Raw genomic sequence first — 22,909 nt, 5'->3', positions numbered from 1 at the left:
ATCAGCACGGCCGGCGCCAGGCGTCCAGCGCCAGCTGCTTGCGCATCGAGCTCAGCCCCAGGCTCTTGGTCCGGTGGCAGAAGTCGCCCGGGTCCAGCTCGTACTCCACGTGGAAGACCGCCTTCCCGCTCTTCACGAACGGCGTCAGCGCGTCGCACTCCTCGTACTGCGCGCACTGCTCGTTCACGGCGAAGTCGAAGTCGGAGACCAGCCGCGGGATCTGTTCGAGGTCGTTCTTCAGTCCGACGGCCAGGCCGCGTTCGTGGGCCAGCTTGGCGAGCATGCGGTTGAAGGCAAGCTGGTCGGCGGCCGTGAGGGGGAAGCCGGTGTGGTTGCGGTAGCCCTCCGTCAGGTCCGGTTCGACCGCGTCGAAGCCCTTCTTCCTGCACATGTCGAAGCGGGCGGCCATGAGCGGGCGGAGGGTGTCGAGGCGGCGGATGTCCAGCCACTTCTCGCCCTTCCAGCCCTTGTTCCGGTCGCCGAGCAGGGGCTTGGGAAAGGCACTCTGGTCGGGGCGGAAGTCCTCCCACGCGCCGGCGTTGATGTAGCAGATCACCTTCCGGCCGCGCGCGTGGAGCCGGTCCACGACCGCCGCGGAGTTCTCGAATCCGTCGATGTCGTAGACGGGGACGTCCACGCTCGTGTCGACCTTCCCGTCGAGCTGCCACTGCCAGGGGGTGCCGGGGCGGGGCTGCCAGCGGCCGGACGGAGGGGCGGTGGAGTGGCCGGTCGGGCCCGCGTCGTCGTCGGGCTCCGCCTGCGGGGAGTCGTCGGCCGAGCAGCCCGCGAGGACGAGCAGCAGCACCACGCACAGCACGGCCCACCAGGTGCGTCTCATCGCCCCTCCCCCGCGGTCGCGGCCGTCCGGGGCACGTCCTGCCAGGGGTTGGGCCCCTCGCCCGGCACGGCGCAGTGCACCGCCGCGCCCCGCCGCTCGGCGGTGCGCGCCACCTCCTCGGCGTGCTCGGGAGGCACTCCGTGGACGAGGTGGCAGAAGCGCTCCGGCGGGTGATCGGCGGTCCAGACCGGGATCTCCGCCCGCCGGTACGCCTCCCGGTCGCCCTCGAAGGTGACGAGCAGGTCGGCGAGGTGGGCGTAGCCGGGGTCGGGGTGGGTGCCGGGGTTGAGCACGGCCGTGCGCGCGCCCAGTGCCCTGGCGAGCAGCACCAGCCGGCGGTAGCGGGGCAGCAGCGCGGGATGGGCCGCGGCCTGGTCGAGGAAGACCCCGTCGACCTCGTACCACCTGCGGTGGCGGCGGATGTCGGCGACGACCTCGCGGGCCGGGCGGTGGCCGTAGCCGGTGTCGGCGTAGCCGAACAGCGGGACGCCCGCGGCGCGCAGGCGTGCCGTCACCGCCGTGAAGGCCGGGTCGGGGCGGTGTCCCGGCCCGTCGGCGATGTTGAGGACGACTCCGCGCAGCGCGGGCGCGGCCGCCTCCAGCGCGGTCCACGCGCCGGGGTCGGCGGCGGGGTGGACGTACAGCGGGACGAGCAGTCGGCGTCGTGCCGTGGCCGTACGGTTCATGGGGCGGACTCCGGCGGTCGGGCGGTCCCGTTCCACAGATCGGTGAGGGACTCGGCCAAGGGGCGGCGCGGCAGCCAGTGCAACGCGCGCGCGGCGAGCGTGATGTCCGCCTGCTGCCAGGGTACGGCGGCGGAGCGGTGCGAGCCGTCGCCGTCCTCGTCGAGCCGGCCGCGGAAGCCCGCCGCCCGGATCAGTTCCCCGGCCAGCTCCCGTGCCGAACGGGCGGTCCCGCTGCCGATGTTGACGACGGGCGGCAGCGGGCCGGGGGTGGTGACGGCGCGGACGACGGCCTCGGCCACGTCGCGGGCGTCGACGAAGTCGCGGTGGGTGGAGAGGTCGCCGACCCTGACCCGCCCGTCGGGCCCGGCCCTGCGCAGCTCGGCGGCGAGGCGGCCGGGCAGCGAGGCGTCCGGTGCGCCGGGGCCGACGGGGTTGAACACCCGCAGGACGACGGCGTCGAGGCCGGATCCGGTGACCGCGAGGGTGCCCGCCAGCTTGGCGGCGCCGTAGAGCCCGGCCGGGCGGGTGGTGCCGGATTCGGCCAGCGGCGTACGGCCGTCGGTGGCGCCGTACTCGGCGGCGGAGCCGAGGTGGACCAGGCGTGCCCGGGGCGCCGCCTCGCGCAGGGCCTCGCAGAGGGCGGCGGGGCCGCGGGCGTTGGTGGCGGTTAGGGTCACGGGACTGCCGCCGACCGCGCCGGCGCAGTTGACGACGGCGTCGGGGGCGGCGGTCCGCAGGGCGGCGGCGAGCCGGTCCGGGTCCGCGGTGGCCAGGTCTACGGGCACCGCGGCACCCGGCCCGCGGCCGGCGTCGAGGACCTGCGCGCCCGGGAGGGCGCGCAGGCTGGTGGCGGCGTGCCGGCCCAGGAAGCCGGTGGCGCCCAGGACGAGAATGCGCATGCGAGCCGTTCACGCTCCCTTGATCAGCAGGTCGCGGTGGCCGGAGAACTCGCGGTTGGCCCGGTCGTAGTCGTCGGGGCGGCCGATGTCGAGCCAGTAGCCGTCGAAGTCGTAGGCGTGCGGCGGGGTCCCCTCCTCCAGCATGTCCAGCACCAACTCGTCGAAGCCGAGTGGCAGTCCGGGGGTGTAGCGGGCGAGGGCGGCGCGGGAGACGCCGTAGACGCCCATGGAGACGCGGTAGTCCATGCTCGGCTTCTCGGCGAAGCCGACGACGCGCCCGGCGTCGGTGGTGAGCACCCCGAAGTCGATGTTCACTTTGCGGGCGTAGGTGGCGATGGTCAGCGGCGCGCCGGAGGTGACATGGGTGCGGTGGACGTCGCCGAAGTCGAGGTCGGTGAGGATGTCGCCGTTCATGGCGAGGAAGTGTTCGGGCAGCCGGTCGAGCATGGTGAGCAAGGGGCCCATGGTGCCGAGGGGGCTCTCCTCGGTGGTGTAGTCGACTCTCATGCCCCATTGGGAGCCGTCGCCGACGTAGGCGCGGATGATGTGGCCGAGGTGGCCGATCGCGAGGGTGCAGCTGGTGAAGCCCGCGCCGGCGAGCTGACGCATCACGATCTCCAGGATCGCGTGTTCCTCGCCGATGGGCACCAGCGGCTTGGGGAGCGCCGTGGTGTACGGGCGCAGCCGGACGCCTTTGCCTCCGGCAAGTATGACTGCGTGCATGGTTGCCGTCCTTTCTGCGTGGGTGACGTCGGGGATGGGCGGCCGGGTCAGACGTTGTAGATGCCGGCCTTGTAGCGGGCGAGGTTCCGCGGGTCGCGGAAGAAGTCGACGGTCGCGGCCAGGCCCGCTTCGAGCGTGTGGGCGGGGGCCCAGCCGGTGGCGCCGCGCAGCCTGGTCGCGTCGCAGACGAGCCGCATGACCTCGGAGTTCTCCGGCCGGATGCGCTCGGGGTCGGGGCGTACGTCCAGGTCGGTGTCCATGAGCTTGCCGATCAGGGACACCAGGTCACCGATGGAGATCTCCTCGCCGGTACCGGAGTTGAAGGTGCGGCCGACGACGTCGGCGGCGGGCGCGGTGCCGACGGCGAGGAAGGCGGCGACGGTGTCCTTGACGTAGCTGAAGTCGCGGGTGGGGCGGAGGTCGCCGAGGGTGATGACGCGCTGTCCCGCGGCGACCTGGCCGATGACGGTGGGGATGACGGCGCGCATGGACTGCCGCGGCCCGAAGGTGTTGAACGGCCGCAGCGTGACCACGGGCACGCCGAAGCTGGCGTGGTAACTGTCGGCGAGCCGGTCGCCGCCCGCCTTCGAGGCGGCGTACGGGGACTGGGTGTTGATGGGGTGGTCCTCGCTGATGGGCACGGTCTGCGCGGTGCCGTAGGTCTCGCTGGTGGAGGTGTGGACGAGGCGCGGGATGCCCAGGTGGCGTACGGCTTCGAGCACGTTGAGGGTGCCGGTGACGTTGGTCTCCACATAGCTGTGCGGGGCGCGGTAGGAGTACGGGATCGCGATCAGGGCGGCGAGGTGGTAGACGGCCTCGGTGCCGGTGACCAGGCCGGTGACGGAGCCGGGGTCGCGGACGTCGCCGAGGACGACGTCGACCTGCCGCATCACTTCGTCGGGCAGCGTCTCCAGCCAGCCGTAGGAGGAGAAGGAGTTGTACTGCACCATGGCGCGGACCCGGTGGCCTGAGGCGACGAGTGCCTCGACGAGGTGCGAGCCGATGAAGCCTTCCGCGCCGGTGACGGCGACGGGTGCGGAGGGGGATGCGGGCATGAGAGATCTCCCTTGTGACGGGTGTGACGGGCTGTGCGTATGACCGGCCCGTGGTGGCGCCGTGCGGTGCTGGAGGTACGCGGTGCGTCAGCGGTGCGTGGTGAGGCGTCCGAGCCGTTGGGCTGCGACGGCCAGCAGGGCGGTGGCCACCGCCGTACAGATGACGAGTTGGACCGTGGCGGGCGCCTGGGCCCGCAGGGCGAGCGCGGCCGATTCGGCGCCGGCCGCGCCCAGGCACAGCAGCGCCGGGACCCAGGCGACGCCGAACGCCTGGAGCAGCAGCCCGGCCCACAGGACGGCGCCCAGCGCGAGCAGGCCGGCCAGCCGTACGGCGGTGACCGGCGGGCCGTCCGGCCAGAGCGCGCTGGTGGCCAGGGCGAGGACCGCGAGGACGGCGAGGTAGACGCTCGCGCAGTAGGCGAGCACGCGGACCCCGCCGATCAGCAGTCCCCGGGGCGTGGTGGCACGGGTGAGCGCGGCGAGCGCCATGCTCCGGCAGCGGTAGAGCAGCCATTCGGCGGCTCCCATGCTGAGGGTGAGCGCGATGACGGCGGCGCCGGCCGTGCGGGCGCCGGGGCTGTGGCGCAGGACGTCACCGAGTGCGGCGAGGGTGGTGAGCACACCGCAGCCCAGGCCGAACAGCCCGTACGGCAGCGAGGCCAGCGGTGACAGTGGTGGCGGCGGGACGTGCGGGGTGCCGGTGTCGCGGGTGCGGAGGATCTCGTACACCGCGGCGCCGGTCACCCCGGCGAGTGTGGCGAGGAGCAGGGCGATCCGCGCGGCGGCGGGCAGGGGGACCGCCAGGAGCAGGGCTCCCCCGGCCGCGGTGGGCAGCAGGGTGAGCAGGAGGAGCCGTTCCCGGCCGAGGACGAGCAGGACGGTGGCCGCCGCGAGATACCCGGCCTGGCCCACGGCGAAGGTGGTGACGCCGGTGCTCCGGGGTGCCACCAGGGCCGCCGCGGTGGCGAGGAGGGCGCCGAGCGGCGCCCCCCACCGCAGGCAGCGCCCCGCGGCGGGGCGGCCCACGGCGAGGCGGAGGTAGGCGCGGTGGGCGAAGCCCTGGTTCCAGGCCCAGGCCACGAGCGCCGAGACGACGAGTCCGGCGGTGCCCTGGGGCAGTCCGTAGCCGTCCCGGGCACCGGTCATCAGCGGTGCGCCGAGGGCGTAGCCGAAGCCGGGAAGGGTGAACACCAGGGCCCTGAGCAGGAATTGGGCCGGGCGCGCCCGCCAGGGGTCGGGGCGGGGGCCGGGCTCGGGGTGGCTGCGGGGAACGCGGGCGTACAGCTCCGCCGCGAGCTCGAAGGCGTCCGCCCGGCCGTAGCGTTCGGTGATCTGCTCTCCCGTCAGCCCGTCGGCCTCCAGGACCGCCGCGATCTCGTCGGGGTGCACGGCCACCGCGCACACCTCGGCGAGCTCCTCGGCGAGTTCGTCGACCGGATCGGCGGCCCACCGCGGCCGGGGTCTGGCGCGGCCTGCTGCCGCGGTGCCCGCGAGGTCGTGGGCGGGTTCGGGTTCGTCGGGCACCAGGCGGAGTAACCCGCTCATCCGGCGTCACCTGCCGCCATGGCCATGACCGGGATGGAGGGGGCTTCCTCGGGAGCGGGCAGCGTCTCGCGCCAGGGGCGCTCGACGGGCGGGCGGCCGAGGCCGGCGAGGTCGCGGTAGATGTCGCGGAAGGCGCTGATCGTCTGGCGGAGGGTGAACTGTTCGATGACACGGAGCCGGGCGGACTCCCCCATGCGGGCGCGCAGTTCGTCGTCCCGCAGCAGCTTCAGGGCCGCCTTCGCCATGCTCCCGGGGTCGCGGGGCGGGACGACGAGCCCGGTGTCGCCGACCGCTTCGCGGACCCCGCCCACATCGGTCGAGACGGTGGCCCGGCCGCAGGACATGGCCTCGATGAGGGTGAAGGGGAAGCCTTCGCTGATGCTGGAGAGCATCACCACGTTGCCCGCGGCGTAGGCGTCGCGGATGTCCTCGACCCGGCCCTCGAAGACCACCGCCTCGCCGACGCCGAGTTCGGCGGCGAGCTTCTCGCAGGAGGTGCGGTAGCCCTCGCCACCGCGCGGGGTGCCGCCGAAGAGGCGCAGCCGCGCCTCGGGGATCTCGGCCCGGACGAGGGCGAACGCGCGGATGAGGGTCTCCAGGCCCTTGATCGGGTCGACGCGCCCGGCCCAGCTGAGGGTCGGGGCCCCCGGCTCCGGTCCGGCGGGCGGGAACGCCGCCGGGTCGACGCCGTTGTAGACGGTGCGGATCCGGGCGGGCGGGGTGCCGCCGTGCTCCTCCCAGCGCCGGTTGTAGCGGTTGCCCGGGGTGACCAGCGCGGCGCGGCGGTAGCTCTCGGTCGCGAGCAGCCGGAAGAGGCCCAGCATCAGGGCCTTGACCGGCCAGGTGTACGGCTCCGCGCGGAAGCCGAGGTAGCGCTCGCGCAGATAGATGCCGTGTTCGGTGAGGAGGAAGGGGGTGCCGTGCCGGTGGTGGGCGACCAGGCCGGGCAGGGCGGCGAGGCCGCCGCTCACCGCGTGGGTGACGCCGCCCGGGGGCGGGTCGGCGGCGAGCGGGCGGAGCGCGTGTTCCAGCAGGTCGGTGGCGGTCAGCGCGTCGTGGAGCGTGGGGCGCGCGGCGGCCGTGGCGAGCCCGGCCCGGTTCCAGACGCCGACGAGGGCGCGGGCGGCGGCCTCACTCCGCAGGGCCGGGGCGAGGGTGCCGGCCGCCGCGTGGTCGGCCAGCCGGTAGAAGGCGCGCGGGAAGTGGTGCTCCTGCGCGGGGTCGAGGAGGGCCAGCAGGAACTGTTCGTAGCAGGTGAGGAAGGAGCGCAGGGCCCGGCCGCGCGGGGCGCGGCCGGCCGGGGCCGGGCCCCAGAGCGGATGGGTCTCGACGCCGCGGACGTGGGGCGGGAGTTCCCAGGCGAGGGCCTCCCGGCCGGTGCCCGTCACCGCGATGACCCGGAAGTCGACGTCGGGCATGCCCTGTACCAGCTGGTCGCACCACACACTCACTCCGCCGTGGCTGTGCGGGTAGGTCCCCTCGGTGAGCAGGGTCACCGAGGGGGTGTCGAATGCCCTTTCGGCAAGCGGTCCGTGCATGAAATTCGGTTCTCCAGAAGTGGCGCGGCCTGGGTGACGGGGTGCGCTCAGCGGCGGGCGCCCGGCCCCGGCCCGTACGGCACGGGACGGGCGACGCCCTGCGGGATCGACAGGCGGGCCGCCGGGTCCTGCACCCGCGCGGCGTGGGCCGTGCCCGGCACGGCGTGGGCCGTGCCCGGCACGGCGGCGGGTGTCGCGTGTGCCGCGGCGGCGGGCAGGGTGAAGGTGAGCTGGGCCTGCCCGGCGGCGGGCGTGGCCCAGCCGGAGCGCGCCCCGGCGTAGGCGGTGCCGAAGGGGCTGGTGGTCGCGCCCTTGAGCTGCACGGTGCCCTCGGGGAAGGTCGCGGTGGTCTCCACGCCCGCCGGGGCGCCGACGGTGACCGCGGAGCCGATGCGGTAGGCCGTGACGCCGGAGGCGACGGCGGACTTCCAGGCGGACCGCTTGCTCAGTTCCGTACCGATGTCCCGCATGCGGAGGTTGACGATCGGGGTGCTGTCCGCGTAGAGGCCCGCGTAGTCGGCGAGGGTCTTCTCCAGGACCGTGTAGCCGATGCGCTCCTCGGAGAGGTTGGACTGGTGCATGAAGTGCGGCCGCGGGTCGTTGGCGAGCACGTGGCCCAGCGCGATCCGGCTCTCCAGGGGCACGATGTAGGACCCGAAGCCCGACTTCACGTCCAGCGGGCTCGCCAGGCAGGTCGTCACCTTGGAGTTCTCGCAGGTGCCGCTGCCGCCGTCGGCCTTCTTGGTGTAGAGCCAGTTGTACTCGTCGGTCTCCTCGGCGGCGGTGCCGGCGTTGTAGAAGACGTTCATCGGGTAGCGGGGAACGGTGAGCGCGGTGCCGACCGGGCGCTGCTGCCGTTCCCGCGAGGTGTCGCTGCCGATCCAGCGGACGCCGTTCGCGGCCAGCACGGGCGCGAGGTTGGGGTTGTCCTGGGTCTGCTGCGGGAGCATCTTGAGGCCGGAGTGCTCACCGGTCACCAGCTCGTCCCGGTCGAGGGTGAAGCCTTGCCGGGCACCCCAGTTGAGGTTGTCGTTGATCTGCCCGTTGATGGTGGCCGCGCTCACCCACCTGGTGTTGCCGAGGAGGTCGGTGGCGCACTTCCAGGGCACGACGGTGGTGTTCTGCTCACACCCAAGGAACGCGTGCGTGTAGGTGTGGTCGACCCAGCGGAAGGACTTCTGGTCCGCGACGAGCTGGTTCAGCAGCGGGTCGGGCGCGCCGCCGTGGTCCGCCTTGTACTCCTCGCTGCCGACGCCGTTGTAGAGCAGGTCGAGGGGCAGGTTGTGGCTCTGCGACCACTGCTTGGCGTACTGCGCGTCGGCGGCGGTCATCCGCAGCGCGGGGTGGTCGGGGGTGGGGTTGCCGGGGCAGTCGACATCGCCGGGGGTGCACTTGAGCTTGGGGTCCCAGCGGTCGTCGGAGGCGAAGACGTCGTCGACGTGCACGGCGAAGTAATTGCGGGAGGCACCGAGGTGGACGCCCTGCGTCAGCCACTCCACCATGCCCCGGGAGACCAGCCGGAACTGCTGTTGGTACTGGTTGTAGACGAAGGTGACGACCAGTTCGCTGCGGCCGTCGTGGGTGTACTGGCCGATCAGCGAACCACGCCCGGTGCCGCCGGGTATGGGCGCGTCGAGGTAGCTGGTGAACGTGGCGCCGTCCGCCTGCTTGTCCAGCGGGGTCGAGAGATAGCCCCAGCTCTCGTTGACACCGGGGTCGTTGTTTTCGAAGGGAACGTTTTTCCTGAGATATCCGAACGGCCCGGCGGCCCCGCTCGCGGTCACCTGAGCGGATGCCCCGTCGAGGGTGCCGCTGTAGCCGGAGTCCTGCGGGGTGTTGAGCCCCACGGCCGGGCGGGCATAGGTATAGGCGTCCACCTGGCGTATGCCGAAGCGCTTCTCGTACGACGCCAGCGCCGTCATCTCCGGCGAATTGGCCCCGAAGGGACTGTCGTTGGGCAGCACGACGCCCTGGAACTTGGCCCGGGGTCTGCCGTCGACGGTGTCGCTGAGGAACGCGTCGTCGATCCGGGGCCGCCCGGCGTCGCCGAGCGCGACGCTCGTGTACGGCGTGCCCGCGTCGTCGAGTTCGGCGCGTATCGCCTCGGTGGCGGGGCCGCCGTCGTCGACGACGAGCACCCGCAGATCGATCCTCGGAGTGGTGTCTGCTGCCTGCGCCCCCGCCACGGGGACGGCCACGGCCAGCAAGGCGCCCGCAGCCCAGGCTGCGGCAAGACGGGTCGGACGACCCATGGTTTTCTCCCCCCAGAACGGCCCCGCGCACCCGGTGCGCGGCCGTCCGGTACGACGTGTGCGCGCAGGGCCGGACACGGCACCACGGCACATCGAATAAGTCCCCGAATACGGCCCCTTCGCGGTCGCGCCTCCCCACCCGACCGCCCGCTGCTCCTGCGTCCGGCGCGGACGCCGTGTCCGCCGCCGGTGCCGTACGGCCGGAGCCGGTGCCGTACGACGGTGTCCACGGGCCCCCGGGCACGGCGGCGCCCGGCCGTCGGGAGACACCGATGCCTCTCGACCGCCCAGCCATATAGTGCGCCATGGCCGAACGTCCCGCTGGCGCACTGCCGAGTAGCCCGGGAGCATGTGCCCGGCGTCTGTCCGGAATTGAACGCACGTCCGCGGGGACCTCCGCCGGCGGGCGGACCGCCGGGCCGGGCGGCCATCTCCGGGGTGACCTGTGCCGACTTCGGTGCGCACCGCCGTATCGCGCACCGTCTTCGCGCGGTGCCACAGAGGTCCCCCGGGGAATGAAGCGCCCGGAGATCGGCCTGATGACTCCTGTCCGGATTGCCCGTTGCACCCGTCGATTGCCGGATACATCACCCGCTCACCGCTCGCCGCCGGCGTGCTTCACAAGATCGATTACAGGCCGGAGAGGCAACCGGAAGCCGCCCTCCCCCCTCTAAGTAAGGTTGCCCTCAAATCCATGGGGGAAGGATCAACTCCACTCGATCCGCCGCTGGTTGAAGGATGACCGACAGATGACGGAACCCCGGCCTCCGAGTGTCTGCCGACAGCAGATCAGCTCAGGGCTGACGACGCTTCCGCGAACGCCGTCGAGCAGGCAGGGTTTCCCCCATGAGGCTATTGATCCTGGGCGGAACGGAATTCGTGGGCCACGCCGTCACCGAGGCGGCCCTGGCCCGCGGCTGGGAGGTGACCGTCCTCCACCGCGGACGGCACGCGGCACCGGCGGGCGTGACCGTACTGCACGACGACCGTACGACACCCGGCGGACCGGCGGCCTTGGCCACGGGCGAGTGGGACGCCGTCGTCGACACCTGGTCGGCGGCGCCGACGGCCGTGCGCGACGCGGCGCGGACCCTGGCCGGCCGGGTCGGGCGGTACGCCTACATCTCGACCGGCTCCGTCTACACCTACCCCTCGCCGGACGGGCACGACGAGAGCCACCCCGTGGTCGACGGCTCACCGGACGCCGACGCGGTGGACTACGCGCGGGACAAGCGCGGCGGAGAGCTCGCGGTGACGGCGGCCTTCGGCGACGACGCGTCGCTGCTGGTGCGCGCCGGGCTGATACTCGGCCCCCGTGAGAACCTCGGCCGGCTGCCGTGGTGGCTGAACCGGATCGCCCGCGGCGGTCCGGTCCTGGCGCCGGGGCCGCGCGACCTTCCGTTGCAGTTCATCGACGTGCGCGACCTCGCCACATGGACCCTGGACGCCGTCGCGGGCGGGCTCCGCGGCCCGTACAACCTGATCGCCCCGCCCGGACACACCACGACGGGTGCCCTGCTGGAGGCGTGCGTGCGCGCCACGGGCTCGGACGCCGAGCTGCGCTGGACCGACCCCGAGGCGATCCTCGCGGCGGGCGTCCAGCCGTGGACGGACCTTCCGGTGTGGGTGCCGCGCGGCGAGCTGCACGACACAATGCACCGGGGGTCGGTGGCGAAGGCCCTGGCCGCGGGGCTGCGGTGCCGGCCCGCGGAGGAGACGGTGGCGGACACCTGGGCGTGGCTGCGGACGCTGGGCGGCGTGGCACCGCAGCGCGCGGACCGCCCGGCACCCGGGCTGGACCCGGAGCTGGAGGCGAAGATCCTGGGCGGTGGTGGCTGACCCCGCCCGTTGCCGGGCGGGCCCGGCCCGCCCGGCGCCGGAATCGCCGGGCATTCATCACCGACATAAGATGACATCGGCCGTCACACAGCCAACCCATACCGGTCGTATCCCGTCTCTCCTGGAGAACTTCCCTCCGCGAGGAGTGACCACCGTGGGCCTCACGTCCCAGACGTTCCTCATCGTCCTCGTGCTCATCGCCCTCGCGGTGAGCGCGCTCGTGCTCTGGCTGTGGCCGCGCGCGGCACACAAGGGGATCCTTGCCCTGGCCGCCCGCATCGGGCTGCTGGCCGTCACCCAGGTCAGCATCCTGGCGGTGCTCCTCGTCGCCGCGAACAACACCTTCGGCTTCTACTCCACTTGGAACGAGCTCCTCGGCCGCGCCTCCAGCCGCCAGTCCCTCCAGCCGGGCGCGGAAGGCGGCGAGCGGGTGCCCGCCCTCACCGTCAAGGGCCAGGAGTCCGTGGGGCTGAAGGGCGCCCGGGACAAGGCGGGCCAGGTGGACCGCGTCGAGATCCGCGGCCCGGTCAGCGGGCTGAGCATGGACGGCTACGCCTATCTGCCGCCGCAGTATTTCCAGAAGGAGCACGCGAGCGAGAGATTCCCCGTGGTCGTGGCGATCACGGGCCAGCCGGGGGTCTCCAAGAACCTCATCACCCAGCTCAAGATCCCGCAGGCGGCCTCCTCCGCCATCATGGCGAAGCAGATCCGGCCCACCATCTATCTCCTGGTCCGCCCCTCGGTCGTCGCCGACCGCGACACCAACTGCACGGACGTGCCGGGCGGTCCCCAGGCGCTGGCCTTCTTCAACCAGGACCTCCCGCTGGCGGTCTCCGAGCAGTACCGCGCGTCGGACGCCGTGGGCTCCTGGGGCGCGGTGGGCAATTCCACCGGCGGTTACTGCGCGCTGAAGCTCGCCATGACCAACCCCGCGCGGTACGGGGCGGGAGCGGGGCTGTCCGCGGACTACTTCGCCCGGCAGGACGGCAAGACCGGCGACCTCTACGCCGGCAGCAAGGCCTACAGGAACGAGAACGACCTGACCTGGCGCCTCGTACACATGCCCCCGCCGCCCGTCTCCCTGCTGGTGTCGACCAGCAAGACCGGCGAGGAGAACTACGAGCCGACCCAGAAGTTCGCGGCCGCGGCCAAGCCCCCGACCCGCGTCACCAAACTCGTCCGCGACGAGGGCGGACACAACTTCCAGACGTGGCGCGAGGAGTACCCGCTCGTGCTGCGCTGGCTGGACAAGGAGCTCGCCGCCAGGAAGTAGCCCCCGGGCGGGATCAGGAAAAATCACCCGAACGCAGGAATGCGCGCAAAGTAATGGCAATCTTACGCTGAGTCCATGCCTGGTTGGGGTCTCGCTCTGCCGCAGTCGGCGCTCCGCGCCGCGGCCGCCGTGCTGATCTCCCTGCTGCTGATCCTCGCGGGCGGCGGCGTCCAGGCCGTGGCGTACGGCGACGACCGCGAAGAGGGCACGTCCTCCTCGGAGTTCACCCCGTCCGACGAGTGCGTCACCGCCGCGCTGCTGCTCCCCGGGAGCGCCGTGCGCGAGGGGCGGCGCTCCGGGCGCCGCGTGCCCCTGCCCACCGGCCCGGCCACCCCGCTCGCCCGGCTGCCCCTCCCCCTGCTCGTCTCCCGCGCCGACGCCGCTCCGGCGTGCTCCGCCCGCGCGGGTCACACCGTCCTGCGCTGCTGAGGGCGAGGCGCGCCCCGCTGCCCGGGGCCGCCCTCCACGCCGCACCCATCCAGCAGGTACGAGAGCAGAGAGACAACAGACGTCATGCCCCTCGACCCCGCGCGGGCCACGGGCGCCTATCTGCGCGCCCAGGTCTACCGCGACCACGCCTCCGGGCCACCACCCGCCGCCGCCGAAGAGGAATCCGCAGGCTCCCCCTCGCCGGACGCGGAGCCGGAGATTCCGTCCCCCGCGCCGCCGGAACCCGCCCTCGGGGCGGCCCCTCGTCCGCCCCGGCGGCTCACCCGGCTGCTGCTGTTCCTGCGGCAGGGGCCCACGGCGGCCCCGGACGCCCGGCAGCCCTGACCCGGCCGGCGCACCGCGCCTGATGTTGAATGCCCGGATGATCGACATCCAGGTGCTCCACGTCTTCACCGGACCGGACGCCGGGGGCGGCAACGCCCTCGGCGTCGTCCACGACGGCGCGGCCGTGCGCGGTGACACGGCCAGGCGGGAACTCGCCGCCCGACTCGGTTACAGCGAGACCGTGTTCGTCGACGACGCCGAGCGAGGCGTCGTCGACATCTGGACGCCCAGCGTCCGGCTGCCCTTCGCCGGCCACCCGCTCGTCGGCGTGGGGTGGCTGCTGGGGACGGATGTACTGCGCCCGCCCGCGGGCGAGGTCCGCGTCCACAGGGACGGCGAGTTCACCTGGGTGCGCGGCCACGCCGCCTGGGCGGCCGGACGGCACACCGAGCGGTACGCCTCGCCGGCCGAGGTCGACGCGCTGCCCGCGCCGCCCGACGGCGAGGGCTGGCTGTACGCCTGGGCCTGGCAGGACGAGCGCGTGGGCCGGGTGCGCGCCCGCGGCTTTCCCCGCCGCGGCGACGGCATCGCAGAGGACGAGGCGACGGGAGCGGCCGCGCTGGTGCTCACCGACCGGCTGGGCCGCGCCCTCGACATCCGCCAGGGCACGGCCTCGCAGATCCTCACCCGCCCGCACGCCGACGGCACGATCGGCATCGGCGGCCGGGTGGACCGGCGCACGGCCGTAAGCGTCGGCTGAGGCACCGGGAGGCAGCCGCCGTCCCGCGCGGACCGTTTCCTATGCTGAGGGTGTGAACCGTTGCCAGATCCGCCTCACCCTCGCCCCCGGACTGCGGCTCTTCGCGGCAGCCGACCGCCGCGCGGAGCGCACCCCCGTGGCCACCGACGGCGCTTCCTCGCTCGGCCATGTCGTCGAGTCGTTCGGCGTCCCGCTCACCGAGGTGGGCGCGCTGCTGGTCGACGGGCGGCAGGTGCCGGCGTCGTACGTCCCGGGGACGGACGAGGAGGTCGAGGTGCGCGCCGTCACGCGCCCGCAGGAGGTGCCGGGGGCTCCCCTGCGGTTCCTCCTGGACGTGCACCTGGGGACGCTGGCGCGGCGGTTGCGGCTGCTGGGAGTGGACGCGGCGTACGAGAGCGAGGACATCGGCGATCCCGCCCTCGCGGCCCTGTCGGCGGCCGAGCGCCGGGTGCTGCTCTCCCGCGACCGGGGGCTGCTGCGGCGCCGGGAGATCTGGGCCGGCGCGTACGTCTACAGCGACCGGCCCGACGAGCAACTGCGCGACGTCCTGGGCCGCTTCGCCCCGGCCCTCGCGCCGTGGAGCCGGTGCACGGCGTGCAACGGCCCGCTCCGCGACGCCGACAAGCAGTCGGTCGGCGAGCGCCTGGAGCACGGCACGCGCTCCACGTACGACATCTTCGCGCAGTGCGTCGAGTGCGAGCGCGTGTACTGGCGGGGAGCACACCACGAACGCCTGGAGACGATCGTGAACGAGGCTCTGCGCGAATTCGGCACGCCTGCCACGGCGGTCTGACCGGGCGCGCGGTCCCGGCGCGGCGTCAGCTCGTGCTCATCGCGTACGTCAACCGGTGCAGCTGCTCGCGGTGCGCGGTGTCGGGCAGCCGGTTCAGGTGCGTGCGCGCGGTCTCCACGTAGGCGTCCAGCATCCCCACCGCCGCCTCGACGGCCTTCACTTCGTGCACCAGCGCCGTCAGCCTGCTCCGTGCCCGCTGTCCCTCGCCGCGCAGGAACAGCCGCCGCAGGCGCCGGGCCTGCCGTGGGGTGGCCCGCTCCAGGGCGAGGAGCAGCGGCAGCGTGGGGCGGCGGTTGCGCAGGTCGCTGCCCATCGGCTTGCCGGTGCGCGACCGTACGTCCTGGCCGCGGTACGGCAGGAGGTCGTCGCGCATCTGGAAGGCGATGCCCAGGGTCTCGCCGTAGGCGGTGAGCGCCGCGATCACCTCGTCACCGGCGCCGGTGACGAGTCCCGCCATGCGGCAGGTGGCGCGCAGCAGGGCGGCGGTCTTGAGGGTGATCATGGTGAGATAGGCGTCGAGGCCGCAGTCCGGATCGGTGCGCATCCGGTCCTCCAGCAGCTGGCCCCGGCAGATCTCGACCCCGGTGTCGCCCGCCAGGACGATGATGTCCAGCAGCAGTTCGGGGGCGAGCCCCCGGCCGCGGCAGTCGGCGACGTCCGCGAAGGACCGGCACATCAGGGCGTCGCCCACGAGCAGGGCCCGGGCGGTGCCGAAGCGCGCGTGGACCGAGGGGCGGCCCCGGCGCTCGGCGTCCCCGTCGATGAGGTCGTCGTGCACCAGGCTCGCGGTGTGGTGGCTCTCCAGGGCGGCCGCGACGGCGGCCGCCCGGTCCAGGTCGCCGCCCAGCGCCGCGACGCACAGCAGGAACAGCCTGGGGCGCAGGAGTTTGCCGTGGGGCAGCAGGGCGTAGCGGGCCAGGGAGTCGAGGGCGTCGTCGGGCCGGGGCCACAGTTCCTCCGTGTGCCGCGTGTAGTAGCGCGAGAAGAAGGCGGCCGGGGACCGCTCGGGAGCGACGGAGTGCAGGGGCGGGTCGAGGGTCACGGGTCCTCGCGGTGTGCGTTCGGGGAACGGAGGCGTCGGCGGGGCCGGGGCCTCGCGGGTCCAGCTTTCCAGGCGCACGGTGGGTGCCAGGGGCGCGACGCGATGCGGGGCGGTCCTTGCGGGGTGACAGTGACGGGTGGGGTGTTGACGTGCGCGGGGCTCCGCGTACGTGGCCGCGCGCGGTCGCCCGGGACCGGCCGTCCGCGTGCGTCGCGGCCACCGGTCCGCCGGGCCGGACCGGCCCTGTCGGTCACGCCCGGCCGTACGGGGCGCGTCCGCCGGGATTCCGTCGCGCCCCGCCGACCCGGAACGCGCCCTGCTCAAGTCGCCTGCGATGGGCCGATAATGGGGACGCCGGCGGTTCGCCCGCCGGTACCGCCTGCGCTGCCAGGGGCACCCGGCACACCATGGGGGCATGGATGATCGCTGAGTTGGAAGCTGACGGGCCGTCGCGCGACCGGCGGGCGGCGGACGGCGCGCGGCGCCGGGGGCGGCGCACCCGCTGTGCGGCCGTCGTCGCGGCCCTGGCTCTGGGGGCCGCCCTGTTCGTGCCGCCCGCTTCGGCCGAGAGCCCGGCCCGGGCGGTGGCCTCCGTCGGCCGGACGGCGGCCGCGGCGGGGACCGCCGACGCCGCTCCGGCGCCCGCCGCGGTGGGTCACTCGACGCGGCCGGCCGCCCGAGCCGCCGTGGACCACCAGGTCACGGCCGCGAAGGCGAAGAAACCGAAGAAAAAGAAGAAGGGCTTCTTCGCGAAGCTGGGCATCTTCCTGCTGGTGGTGCTGATCCTCGTGGTGCTCTTCGTGGTGGTGCTGATCGCGCTGGCGATCCGGCTGGCACGGCGGGCCTTCGGGCGCCGCCGTACCTGAGCGAGGACCTTGAGCGAGGGGGTCAGCCGCTCTTGCGACGGAAGGAGCGCTGGCCGCCTTCCTTGCCGTGGGTGCCGTGGATCTTGGAGCCGTCGCGGCTCTGGCCGTTGGCGGCGCCCTCGGCCGACTGGCCGCGCTTGCGCTCCAGGGCCTCGCGGAACTTCCGCTTCACATCGTCCTCGGCGCCGGTCTCGGGCGTGTCCTGGGACGTGTCGCTGTCCGTCATCAAAAACCTCCTGGTCATGGCGGCCGTCGCCCCAGCTTGGCACGGCGGCACGGTCAGTTGAAGTCCGGTTGACGTTCAGCCGGTCCGATTCAAGCAGGTGACGAGGGGAAAGCCCGCATCGGCGGCCGGCTCCGGCCGGGCACTGTGCCCGCCGCCCGGATCATTCGACGGTCAGGTCGCCGTCGGGGAGGTCCTCGACGGTGACCTTCGCGCGCGGCACGCCGAGCCCCGCGGCCACCGCCTTCGCGATGCCTTCCGCGTCGGGCGCCACGGGGTAGGGGACGGTCTCCCCTTCGCCGTAGCTCTCGATGGCCTTGGTGAAGTAGCCGGGGTACCAGGCACCGACCGCGCCCTTGACCTCGACACCGCTCACCTGCCGCTTCCCGGCCCGGTCCTTCAGCGCGGCGAGGATCCGGTCGGAGCGGTATTCGCCGGGCACCTGGAAGAGGCTGGCGTGCGCCCCCACCTTGCCGCCGTCCCGCAGCCGGACCGTCACCGTCAGGCAGCTCGTCACGCTCGGGTAGAGGATCGGGCGGCCGGGCGCGGCCTCGGCGACCTGGCCCTCGGTGATCCGGACGGCGCTCGTGTCCTTGTCCGCGGCGGCCGCGGCGGCCGTGGCACGCGGCCGGGCCTGTGCGGCGGGCCCGGCCACCAGCGGGACGGCGACGGCGGATATGAGGATGGCGGAGAGCAGCAGCGCCCGGCCGCCCGCCGCGGCGCGCGGCATGATCGTGGAAGTCATGCCGGAGATCATCCCGCCGACGACGCCTCGGGACCAAAGCGGCTGCGGACCGCCGTCTGCACCTCGGCCTCCTCGGCCGGGTCGGCGGCGAGCCTGCGGAGCTGCTCGACCACGCGCGCGTCCGCCGTGGTGGCGTGGTGGGCGGCCAGCTCGCGGGTGCTCTCCTCGCAGTCCCACAGGCACTCGACGGCGAAGCCGGTGGCGAACGACGGGTCCGTGGCCGCCAGGGCGCGCGCCGTGCGCCCGCGCAGCTGCGAGGAGGAGGTCTCGCGGTAGATGTGGCGCAGGACGGGCGCGGCGCAGGCGATCGAGAGCCGTCCGGCCCCGTGGACGAGATCCCACAGCACCGCGGCGTCCGGCCCCTCGGCCCGCACCGTCCGGCGCAGGGCGCCGAGCACGAGCGCGGAGTCGTAGGCCGCGCCCCGGCAGGCCAGCATGCCCGCGGCGGCGGAGCCGAGGGCGTCGGCGCGGTGGATCCAGCCGCGGGCCCGCTCCAGCGCGGCTGTGTCGCGCATCCGCTCGAAGGCGGTGACGGCGGCCTCCGCGACCAGCTCGGCGGGGTCGGCCGCGGCCGCCTCGATCAGGTCGAGTGCCTGGGGGTCGTGGTGCTCGGCGAGATAGCGCAGGGCGGTGGCGCGCGCGGCCTCGGGGCCGGACGCGGCCGCCTGGATGATCTCCAGGCGGTCCTCGGGCCCGGCGACGGCGGTGAGGCAGCGGGTCGCGGGGACGTGCCGCAGCTGGGTGGGGTGCAGGGCGAGGCCCTCCTGGGCCCAGTCCAGGACCTCGCGCACGCTCCAGCCGGGGCGGGGTCCCGTCGGGCGCAGCTGGCGCTGCCAGCGGTCGAAGGAGCCCTGTTCCTGGGCGGCGCGGACGCGGGCGGCGGTCGCGGGCGACTGCCGGTCGTCGGCCCACAGCCGCCAGGGGCGGGGCTCGAAGGCGTCGCGCACGGCCGCGGCGAGCGCGGCCTCGCCCGCGGGGGTGAGGGGGAAGCGGGCGAGGACGCTCTCGCCGAGGCCCAGCAGTCCGGCGTCGTCGTCCCGCAGGGCCAGCTCGTCGAGTGCCCAGGCCCAGTTCCCGCCGGAGATCGCGTAGCGGCGCAGCAGCAGCAGGGCGTCCGTGCGGCCGTAGGACGCGAGGTGGCCGAGGACCGCGAGGGCCAGCCCGGTGCGCTCCTCGGCGGTGTCGAGCAGGTCGTCGGGGTGGAAGAGGTGCTGTTCGATCTCGTCGAGTCCGCCGTCGAGGTCCAGGTGGAGGCGCGCGTAATAGAGCGAGCGGTTCTCGACCTGCCAGTCACGCCGTGGATCGTGCAGCACGCAGTGGTGCAGCGCCGCGAGCGCCTCCGCCCGGGGCGCCGCGAGGGCATGCAGGGTCCCGTCGCCGCGGCCTCGCTGAAGGAGGCCGAGCAGGGTGCCGCTGGGCGCTATGTCTGGATCGAACATGGGGTCAGCATCCGGTGCGGGGAGTCGGCTGGCAACGGGATTTCCGTCGTCCGGCATTCTTGCCGGTGTCCACCGGTGCTATGCCTGGTGAACAGCGGGAACTCGAGGTCTCCGAGCGCCCGCAGCCTACCCGGAGCCGAGCATTCCGCCGAGTCGCGTCCGAATTGCCCGCCTCCGCCCCTCCCCGGCCGCACGCACCCGCGACCCGGCCCCGTACCCCGGGTAGCCCCCGCCCCGGGATCACGGTGACCACACAGTGGATCTTTGACCGTATTTGACGGGCTTCTCCCTCCGCATCGCGCGCGGCACCGCCCCTCCATGTACACGACACCCCCCTTCCCTACCGCCGGACACCTTCCACCGCACCCGGAACACCCCACTCCCCATGCCCCCGTCAAGCCTTCCTGTTGCCGACGACATATGCCTTCGACACCACCGGATCGGGTGTTGCCAAACCACTTACAGGCCCTCGCTGCCTGTGCAACAGTCGTTACCGGCCTTTCCCCGGACCCAACACCGGTCGCGCCACGCCCGTATCGGAGTACGTCATGCCGTCCCCTCTCCACACGGATCGTCCCGCCGCTCAGCCGCCCGAGCAGACCGTCGACGCGCTGATCTCGCTCACGCGCCGGCTCCGTGGCGACCTCGACGCCGTGCGCCGCGAGACCGTCGGCGAGGAGCTGCCGGCCGACCCGCGGGCGCGCTGGCAGCGCGCCCTGTGCGAGCTCGCCGCGCACCAGCTCGACGACCTCGGCGAGCACCTGGACCAGCTGCGGGAAGGGCTGCCCGACGACGGCACGGCCGCCCGCGCCGGGGCCGGGGAGGCACGGCAGGCGGATCAGGCCGGGGCGTACGGCCAGGAGGCCGGCGCGCCGCTCGGCAAGGCCGGCAGCGCCGAGTGGAATCTCCTCACCGACGACGTCACCTGGTCCGCCGAGCTCTTCGAGCTCTTCGGCCGCCGGCCCGAGGACGGTGCGCCCACCCTGGACGAGCTGCCCTCCTGGGTCCTGGAGGAGGACACCCACCTGCTCACCGCGATGGTCACCGACTGCCTGATCGACGGCAAGCCGATCGACGGGGAGTTCCGCATCGTGCGCGGTGACGGATCACAGCGGACCGTGCACATGATGGGCGAGCCGGTGCTCGACGAGGACGGCGCCACGGCCTCCATGTGGGCGGTCCTACGGGACGTGAGCGAGCTGCGCCGCAGCCGCCAGGCCGTGCGGGAGACGCGTGAGTCGCTGCGGCACCACCGGCACGCCGCCCGCACCGAGCACCGCCTCGCGGTCGAGCTCCAGGAAGCCGTGCTGCCACCGTGGCGCGGCTCCTTGGGCTTCCCGCCGGGCAGCACGGTGCCGGAGGCCGACGCGGCCCCCGGCACCCTCGATCTCGCGGCGCACTATCTTCCTTCCGCCCGCAGCGCGCTGGTCGGCGGCGACTGGTTCGACGCCCTCCAACTGCCGGACGGCAGGACCCTGCTGAGCGTGGGCGGCCTCACCGGGCACGGTGTGGCGGCCACCTCCAGCATGGCCATGCTGCTCGGCGCCCTGCGGGGCATGGCGGTCACCGGGGCCGAGCCGGGCCCCCTGATGGGCTGGCTCAATCACCTCCTCGATGCCTCCGCGCAGCCCGCCCTGGGCAGCGCGGTCTGCTGTCGTTACGACCCCACGACCAGGACGCTGAGCTGGTCGCAGGCGGGCCACCCCGCCCCGCTGCTCTTCCGCGGCGGGGTCGGCAGCGCACTCCGGCCACCGGAGGGCATGCTGCTCGGGGCGGTGCCCGATGCCGCGTACGCCCAGGCCGAAGAGCCGTTGGAGCCCGGCGATGTGCTGGTGCTGCACACCGACGGTCTGTCACCCCGCAGCACCGAGCCGACCGATGCGGTCACGGAGCGGCTGCTGGACCTCGCACCGCGGTTCGCCGCGGCCAGGAGTGCCCAGGAGTGCGTCAGGGCCGTGCTGGAGGAGTTCGGGGGCAAGGAGCGCGAGGACGACGCCTGCGTGCTGATCGCCAGGATCCGTCGCTGAAGCTTCGCCGTGAAGGATCCGCGGTTCTCGAGCGATGCAGTTCTCAGATGTAGTTCTCAAGTGATCCCGAGCAGCGGTTCGGCAGGTGTCTCGGGCGACGTTCTGTGGCCGCCCTACACGGCGGTGCCCTTGTCGCCCTTGTCCGGGTCCTTGCGCGTGCCCTTCCCGGGGCTCTTCGGGGCCTTGGGAAGGGCCTGCTTGATCTCCTGCCGGAGATCCTCGATCCGGCCGTAGCCCGCGTACCGGCCGGTGAGCCGGTACATCACGCGCAGCCGGTCCCAGGTGCGGTGCGAGGACGTCTCGCCGATGGACACCAGTGCCAGCCGGGCGTAAGTGTCCGCCTGCTCCGGGTCGTTGTCGATGAAGCAGGCCGACGCCATGGAGATGTAGTCGAAGATCATGGAACGCTGGTGACCGGCGCTCCGGAGCGCCAGCGCCTCCTTGGCGTGCTGCTGGGCGACGGCCGCGGCCGCGGGGTCGTGCTCCGCGAGCGTGCGGTAGGCCAGCGCCTCCATGCCGTGCAGATCCGCCTCGTCGAACGACTGCATCCAGCTGGGCGGCGGCACATCGCCCCGGTCCGAGATGAAGAGCTCCTCGGCCTCGCCCAGGGTGCGGCGCATGGCCTGGCCGCGGCCCATGGACGCCTGTGCCCATGCCTCGATGGTGCAGAGCATGGCGCGCGTGCGAGGCAGGGTCTCGTCGCCGGAGCCGGACTTGGCGAGCTTCATCAGATCCAGCGCATCGTCCGGGCGGCCGAGATGGACCATCTGGCGCGCGGCGCGGGAGAGCGCCTCACCCGCCCGGGGTCGGTCGCCTCCCTCGCGTGCCGCGTGCGCGGCGATGACGAAATACTTCTGCGCGGTGGGCTCCAGGCCCACGTCGTGGGACATCCAGCCGGCGAGCACCGCGAGATTGGCGGCGACCCCCCACAGCCTCCGCTGGAGGTGCTCGGGGTGGTGGTAGGAGAGCATGCCGCCCACCTCGTTGAGCTGGCCCACGACCGCCTTGCGCTGGAGGCCGCCGCCGCGCTGGGCGTCCCAGGCGCGGAAGACGTCGACCGAGTGCTCCAGGGCGTCGATCTCGGTGGAGCCCACGGGGGCCGCCTCGTAGCGGTCGAGCCCGGCGTTGTCGGCGTGGGTGGAGTTCAGGTGGAGGGGGTCGGTGAAGCGAGGAGCGTCGGAGGCGAGAACCGGATCGGAGTGCAGCCAGTCGTGCATAGCGCTGCTGAGTGCTGAGCCTGCGGCGAGCGCGGCGCCCGCGCCCACCAAGCCGCGTCGGTTGAGCATAAGGTCCATTCCCGTGAATTCGGTGAGGACCGCGGCGGTCCGCTCGGGCGGCCAGGGCAGCCCGTCCGCGGACTGCCCTTTGCCTGCGCGCCCTCGCCGGCCGAACCCGAGGTCCTCGATGGTCACGACACGACCGAGCCGCTCGGTGAAGAGGGCTGCCAGCACGCGGGGCACGGGATCGCGGGGGGACTCCCCCATGTCGATCCAACGCCGCACTCGGGAGGTGTCGGTGGCCAGCTGCGGGTGGCCCATGACGGCCGCCTGCCGGTTCACCAGTCTCGCGAGCTCGCCCTTGGACCATCCGGCCAGGCCGAACAGATCCGCTAGGCGGGTGTTGGGTTCCCTCGTCACGTCAAGCCCCCAGGT

General features: G+C 73.5%; 21 protein-coding genes. 8 read left to right on the top strand and 13 right to left on the bottom strand.

Going from position 1 to position 22,909, the window contains the following annotated elements:
- Position 1: 1 nt before the first annotated feature.
- The 8 genes from ACFY1P_RS13295 to ACFY1P_RS13260 all read right to left on the bottom strand — a co-directional run bounded on the left by ACFY1P_RS13295 (position 2) and on the right by ACFY1P_RS13260 (position 9,536).
- The gene (locus ACFY1P_RS13295; RefSeq protein ID WP_390750670.1) at positions 2-838 is read right to left on the bottom strand and encodes an endo alpha-1,4 polygalactosaminidase; all 837 of its coding nucleotides are present in this window, start codon (positions 836-838) and stop codon (positions 2-4) included.
- The gene (locus tag ACFY1P_RS13290) at positions 835-1,524 is read right to left on the bottom strand and encodes a spherulation-specific family 4 protein (RefSeq protein ID WP_390750669.1); all 690 of its coding nucleotides are present in this window, start codon (positions 1,522-1,524) and stop codon (positions 835-837) included. The genes ACFY1P_RS13295 and ACFY1P_RS13290 overlap by 4 nt, the downstream gene beginning before the upstream one ends.
- Positions 1,521-2,423, bottom strand: coding sequence for an NAD-dependent epimerase/dehydratase family protein (locus tag ACFY1P_RS13285; protein ID WP_390750668.1), 903 nt, complete (start codon positions 2,421-2,423; stop codon positions 1,521-1,523). Before ACFY1P_RS13285 ends, ACFY1P_RS13290 begins: the two co-directional genes overlap by 4 nt.
- Positions 2,424-2,432: 9 nt before the next feature.
- A complete protein-coding gene (locus tag ACFY1P_RS13280) occupies positions 2,433-3,146 on the bottom strand; it encodes a sugar phosphate nucleotidyltransferase (protein ID WP_361523224.1) in 714 nt (237 codons plus the stop codon).
- Positions 3,147-3,193: 47 nt separating this feature from the next.
- A complete protein-coding gene (locus ACFY1P_RS13275; protein ID WP_361523221.1) occupies positions 3,194-4,201 on the bottom strand; it encodes an SDR family NAD(P)-dependent oxidoreductase in 1,008 nt (335 codons plus the stop codon).
- A gap of 87 nt (positions 4,202-4,288) precedes the next feature.
- On the bottom strand, positions 4,289-5,746 hold the full coding sequence (locus ACFY1P_RS13270; RefSeq protein WP_361523219.1) for a hypothetical protein: 1,458 nt from the start codon (positions 5,744-5,746) through the stop codon (positions 4,289-4,291).
- Positions 5,743-7,284: a GT4 family glycosyltransferase PelF gene (gene pelF / locus ACFY1P_RS13265; RefSeq protein ID WP_390750667.1), complete on the bottom strand. Its 1,542-nt coding sequence runs from the start codon at positions 7,282-7,284 to the stop codon at positions 5,743-5,745. Before pelF ends, ACFY1P_RS13270 begins: the two co-directional genes overlap by 4 nt.
- A 47-nt stretch (positions 7,285-7,331) precedes the next feature.
- Positions 7,332-9,536, bottom strand: a complete 2,205-nt coding sequence (locus tag ACFY1P_RS13260) for a hypothetical protein (RefSeq protein ID WP_390750666.1) — start codon at positions 9,534-9,536, stop codon at positions 7,332-7,334.
- Positions 9,537-10,382: 846 nt separating this feature from the next.
- Here ACFY1P_RS13260 and ACFY1P_RS13255 point away from each other — a divergent pair.
- The 6 genes from ACFY1P_RS13255 (at position 10,383) to ACFY1P_RS13230 (ending at position 14,915) form a co-directional block, all read left to right on the top strand.
- Positions 10,383-11,375, top strand: coding sequence for an NAD-dependent epimerase/dehydratase family protein (locus ACFY1P_RS13255; protein WP_390750665.1), 993 nt, complete (start codon positions 10,383-10,385; stop codon positions 11,373-11,375).
- Positions 11,376-11,529: 154 nt separating this feature from the next.
- Positions 11,530-12,648, top strand: coding sequence for an alpha/beta hydrolase-fold protein (locus tag ACFY1P_RS13250; protein ID WP_361523207.1), 1,119 nt, complete (start codon positions 11,530-11,532; stop codon positions 12,646-12,648).
- Between the two features lie 75 nt (positions 12,649-12,723).
- Positions 12,724-13,077 (top strand): hypothetical protein, encoded by a 354-nt coding sequence (locus ACFY1P_RS13245; protein WP_361523204.1) that lies wholly within the window; start codon positions 12,724-12,726, stop codon positions 13,075-13,077.
- 84 nt (positions 13,078-13,161) lie between these two features.
- Positions 13,162-13,422: a hypothetical protein gene (locus tag ACFY1P_RS13240; protein WP_390750664.1), complete on the top strand. Its 261-nt coding sequence runs from the start codon at positions 13,162-13,164 to the stop codon at positions 13,420-13,422.
- A 37-nt stretch (positions 13,423-13,459) separates the two neighbouring features.
- A complete protein-coding gene (locus ACFY1P_RS13235) occupies positions 13,460-14,122 on the top strand; it encodes a PhzF family phenazine biosynthesis protein (RefSeq protein WP_390750663.1) in 663 nt (220 codons plus the stop codon).
- Between the two features lie 52 nt (positions 14,123-14,174).
- Positions 14,175-14,915: a Mut7-C RNAse domain-containing protein gene (locus ACFY1P_RS13230; RefSeq protein WP_361523195.1), complete on the top strand. Its 741-nt coding sequence runs from the start codon at positions 14,175-14,177 to the stop codon at positions 14,913-14,915.
- A 25-nt stretch (positions 14,916-14,940) separates the two neighbouring features.
- Here the strand turns inward: ACFY1P_RS13230 and ACFY1P_RS13225 are convergent, their stop codons facing one another.
- Positions 14,941-15,957 (bottom strand): polyprenyl synthetase family protein, encoded by a 1,017-nt coding sequence (locus tag ACFY1P_RS13225; protein ID WP_361523192.1) that lies wholly within the window; start codon positions 15,955-15,957, stop codon positions 14,941-14,943.
- A 419-nt stretch (positions 15,958-16,376) separates the two neighbouring features.
- Between ACFY1P_RS13225 and ACFY1P_RS13220 the strand changes: the two genes are divergently transcribed.
- On the top strand, positions 16,377-16,823 hold the full coding sequence (locus ACFY1P_RS13220) for a hypothetical protein (protein WP_390750662.1): 447 nt from the start codon (positions 16,377-16,379) through the stop codon (positions 16,821-16,823).
- 22 nt (positions 16,824-16,845) lie between these two features.
- Here ACFY1P_RS13220 and ACFY1P_RS13215 read toward each other — a convergent pair whose 3' ends face one another.
- The 3 genes from ACFY1P_RS13215 to ACFY1P_RS13205 all read right to left on the bottom strand — a co-directional run bounded on the left by ACFY1P_RS13215 (position 16,846) and on the right by ACFY1P_RS13205 (position 19,230).
- Positions 16,846-17,049: a DUF5302 domain-containing protein gene (locus ACFY1P_RS13215; RefSeq protein WP_361523186.1), complete on the bottom strand. Its 204-nt coding sequence runs from the start codon at positions 17,047-17,049 to the stop codon at positions 16,846-16,848.
- 160 nt (positions 17,050-17,209) lie between these two features.
- Positions 17,210-17,791: a hypothetical protein gene (locus tag ACFY1P_RS13210; RefSeq protein WP_361523183.1), complete on the bottom strand. Its 582-nt coding sequence runs from the start codon at positions 17,789-17,791 to the stop codon at positions 17,210-17,212.
- 8 nt (positions 17,792-17,799) lie between these two features.
- Positions 17,800-19,230, bottom strand: coding sequence for a HEAT repeat domain-containing protein (locus ACFY1P_RS13205; protein WP_361523180.1), 1,431 nt, complete (start codon positions 19,228-19,230; stop codon positions 17,800-17,802).
- A 548-nt stretch (positions 19,231-19,778) separates the two neighbouring features.
- Between ACFY1P_RS13205 and ACFY1P_RS13200 the strand changes: the two genes are divergently transcribed.
- The gene (locus ACFY1P_RS13200) at positions 19,779-21,257 is read left to right on the top strand and encodes a SpoIIE family protein phosphatase (protein WP_361523177.1); all 1,479 of its coding nucleotides are present in this window, start codon (positions 19,779-19,781) and stop codon (positions 21,255-21,257) included.
- Between the two features lie 113 nt (positions 21,258-21,370).
- On the opposite strand, the gene ACFY1P_RS13195 is transcribed toward ACFY1P_RS13200, so the two are convergent.
- On the bottom strand, positions 21,371-22,894 hold the full coding sequence (locus ACFY1P_RS13195) for a hypothetical protein (RefSeq protein WP_361523174.1): 1,524 nt from the start codon (positions 22,892-22,894) through the stop codon (positions 21,371-21,373).
- Between the last annotated feature and the right edge of the window lie 15 nt (positions 22,895-22,909).

Source organism: Streptomyces sp. NPDC001407 (assembly GCF_042895325.1).
Classification (GTDB): Bacteria; Actinomycetota; Actinomycetes; order Streptomycetales; family Streptomycetaceae; genus Streptomyces.
The sequence above is the reverse complement of the archived record's forward strand: the minus strand, read 5'-3'. Positions and strand labels throughout refer to the sequence as shown.